A 2,990-nucleotide genomic window follows, 5' to 3' on the forward strand; every position below is an offset into this window, starting at 1 on the left:
TTCGCACCGTTGAAAAAAACTATTATCCGACAGGCCATGGGGCTGTCCTAAGGGCATAAAGCGTGCACAAAGCCATGGCCGATCAGGCGTCAGAATCTGCTTTTCCTAAGCACGAAAAATTATTTTTATTGCTGGCCGGCGTATTTATCTGTGCCATGACGATGCTTAATATTCTTGGCATTACGCGATTTATTGAAATTGGCCCGATGGCATTAGCGGTAGGTGTTTTACCGTATCCTATTACTTTTTTATGTACCGATTTAATATGCGAATTGTATGGTAAGCAGCGGGCTAACTTTGTTGTGACCATAGGCTTAGTATTAAACGGATTTATCTTATCCTTTTTGTGGTTGGGGCAAATTATTCCAGCGGTGCCGCCTGAATCGATGCCGCCATGGCAGTTAATTCATTTAGCTGAGCCTGTGGCTCTGCCAAATGGCGAACAATACGATGCCAGTGTCGAATTATTTGATCTTATTTATGCATGCACATCTGGCGCCGTATTTGCTTCGATGCTCGCCTATATCTTTGCACAGTACTGTGATGTTAGATTGTTTCATTTTTTTAAAAAACTAACCAATGGTAAGCATCTCTGGTTGCGCAACAATGGCAGCACCTTGATTAGTCAGGCAGTTGACTCTTTTGTGGTAATTATGGTCACCTTTGGCGCAGTATTTTTTCAAGGCGATATGGCAATGGCGCAGCTGCTCACGCTAATGGCAAGCAATTATCTGTTTAAGATGACGGTAGCTATTGTCGATACGCTGCCTTTTTATTATTTAGTTAACAAGTTAAAGCCCATCGCCGCGGCGGTTTAGATAAAGAAGGAAACAGTATGTTTGATGTAAATGAATATTTTGATGGCCATGTCAAATCTATCGCGTTTGCTGGTGAAAAACTTGCAACTACCGTAGGCGTGATGGCGCCGGGTGAGTATGAGTTTTCAACCAGCCAACAGGAAGTGATGAAAGTTGTTGAAGGTGAGCTTACGGTATTATTGCCCGATAGCGATAGCTGGCAAAGCTTTTCTATTGGAGAGACTTTTTCAGTTGCAGCTGGGGTCTCTTTTAAGGTCAAAGTTAAGCAAAATACAGTATACCTTTGTACCTACGAATAGAGCCTGATCTAATTCTCCAAGGCTCATATTCTTCTGCCTTTATCAGAACTCATTCATACAGTTACTGATTTTTTAAAGTGAATTGCTGCGTTGGGAAGGCAATACCGGCATCATCATAGTGCCGCTTCACAGCGGCATGAAAGTCCCAGTAAACTTCCCAATAATCTGCAGTGTTTACCCACGGCCTGATTAAGAAAACCACGGCGTTAAGATTGATTTCGGTAATCTTTACAATCGGTTCAGGGTCTGATTTTATTCGGCTGTCTGAATGAATACAGGCTTTGAACAATGCCATCATGGTGTCAATATCTTGGTCAAGCGGTGCATAAAATGTCATGTCGACACGTCGTTGCTGCTGATTCGTTATGTTTTTGATTACATCACCCCAAATTTTATTATTGGGTAAAATCAGGGTCTGATTATCAAATGTCATGATGGTAGTAGACACTAGGTTCATATCACTCACGACGCCAATCACACCGTCGCCAACGTCTACGGCATCGCCGATATCGTAAGGGCGATAAATCAAAATCATGATCCCAGATGCGAAATTAGCGAGTGTCTCTTGAAGAGCAAAACCGATAACAAAGCCCGCAATGCCCAAACCTGTAAGCACAGGGCCTAGTGAGATCCCCAGTTGCGACAAGGCGAATAACACACCGAGAAAAAGAATTAGGCGACTGGCAAGACCAACCACCATTTTTTGCATTAAGTTATTTGCTTGAACAGAGCTGCGCGATAAGCTGTTATGAAGAATGCGCGCGACCAATTTAGCTAACAGCCAAGATATGCTAATAATAACCGACAGCAGTACCAGCTTGAAGATAATGTCGACGGCGTTTTCATCAATCGCTTTCAGCAGGCGTTGATACCAAGTTTCTAGTAGGCTTGAAGCAACATCCAGGTCAAGCACGTCTTTAGTAATTGTACCGGTGGTTGATATTAAGATTTGCTGATAAGCATTAGTGTCAAGCTCTTCAAGGTGCATCAAATGAATCACCTTTTTTAAACTATTGGACACAATATCAAATTTTTCTTGTGTGACTTTGATGACTTGTTCTTGAGAGCTATCGTGCTGTGCAGAATCAAGTAACTTTTCCTGTTTCGATAAAATTTGAATCTGCCCCGCCAACTTTTCGGCGCGCTGAATTAAATTAATATGTAATAGTTTTTGATCGTCTGCACTGAGGATGCCCAGCTTGGCAAGACCTTGCTGATGCTCTTGCCAGATGGATAGCGCGATATCTTGATATTCTTGATGCTCATTGAATAATAAAAAATATTCATCGGATAAACTGTCTAGATCAAGTGTAGCTGTTTGATATTGTTGCAGATTGGTATTTATCGCATCAACAATGCGTTGATTGAGCTGGATTAAATTATCTTTTTCAATCGCCACGATGGGCGCGATATCGACAGCATTATCTTGTAATGATAGCAGTGTGCGCGTAATCGCTTGATTGGCATTGACCAAGTCCTGTCCTTGCTGAAACACCCGAACTGCTAGGGAGGCTCGCTCAGTGCCTTGCGCTTGATTGAGACTTGTAACCGTATCTTCAAGGGCACTAGAGATTGCATCGCGATCTTGCTGTTGCTCTACCAGTTGTAGATTAAGCTCGCTGATGGTCTCGGCATTTTGGCTAAGCACATCAGCGCTGGATTCAACGGAAGTTTCTTTCGAGGGGCTAAACGCTGAAACATTGCCTTGCTCACTGTCTTGCGCGAGCAGATTTTGGCCTGTACTCAATAAAACCAGAAAAACTACGGCTGCAACTGGCATATGCTATATCCTTAAGCAAATACGAATACCCGTATCCTAGTGAAATAAACCACAAAGGCAAGCGCTCAATTACAGCCGTGACTTACGCTGATC

3 protein-coding genes are annotated in these 2,990 nt (G+C 42.8%); 2 read left to right on the plus strand and 1 reads right to left on the minus strand.

Annotation, left to right across the window (positions count from 1 at the left end; translation table 11 throughout):
- Nucleotides 1-74 precede the first annotated feature (74 nt).
- Entirely contained in the window at nt 75-818 is a 744-nt protein-coding gene (locus tag HRU21_12440; GenBank protein ID NRA43098.1) for a queuosine precursor transporter, read from the plus strand.
- A 17-nt stretch (nt 819-835) separates the two neighbouring features.
- Nucleotides 836-1,117, plus strand: a complete 282-nt coding sequence (locus tag HRU21_12445) for a pyrimidine/purine nucleoside phosphorylase (protein NRA43099.1) — start codon at nt 836-838, stop codon at nt 1,115-1,117.
- A gap of 61 nt (nt 1,118-1,178) precedes the next feature.
- Here HRU21_12445 and HRU21_12450 read toward each other — a convergent pair whose 3' ends face one another.
- Nucleotides 1,179-2,897, minus strand: coding sequence for a mechanosensitive ion channel (locus HRU21_12450; GenBank protein ID NRA43100.1), 1,719 nt, complete (start codon nt 2,895-2,897; stop codon nt 1,179-1,181).
- Nucleotides 2,898-2,990: the final 93 nt, after the last annotated feature.

The organism is Pseudomonadales bacterium, from assembly GCA_013215025.1.
In the GTDB taxonomy this organism is placed as follows: Bacteria; Pseudomonadota; Gammaproteobacteria; order Pseudomonadales; family DT-91; genus DT-91.

Coding starts and splice junctions, on each gene's coding strand:
- HRU21_12440 (NRA43098.1), top strand. CDS start 75: ATGGCCGATCAGGCGTCAGAATCTGCTTTTCCTAAGCACGAAAAATTA.
- HRU21_12445 (NRA43099.1), top strand. CDS start 836: ATGTTTGATGTAAATGAATATTTTGATGGCCATGTCAAATCTATCGCG.
- HRU21_12450 (NRA43100.1), bottom strand. CDS start 2,897: ATGCCAGTTGCAGCCGTAGTTTTTCTGGTTTTATTGAGTACAGGCCAA.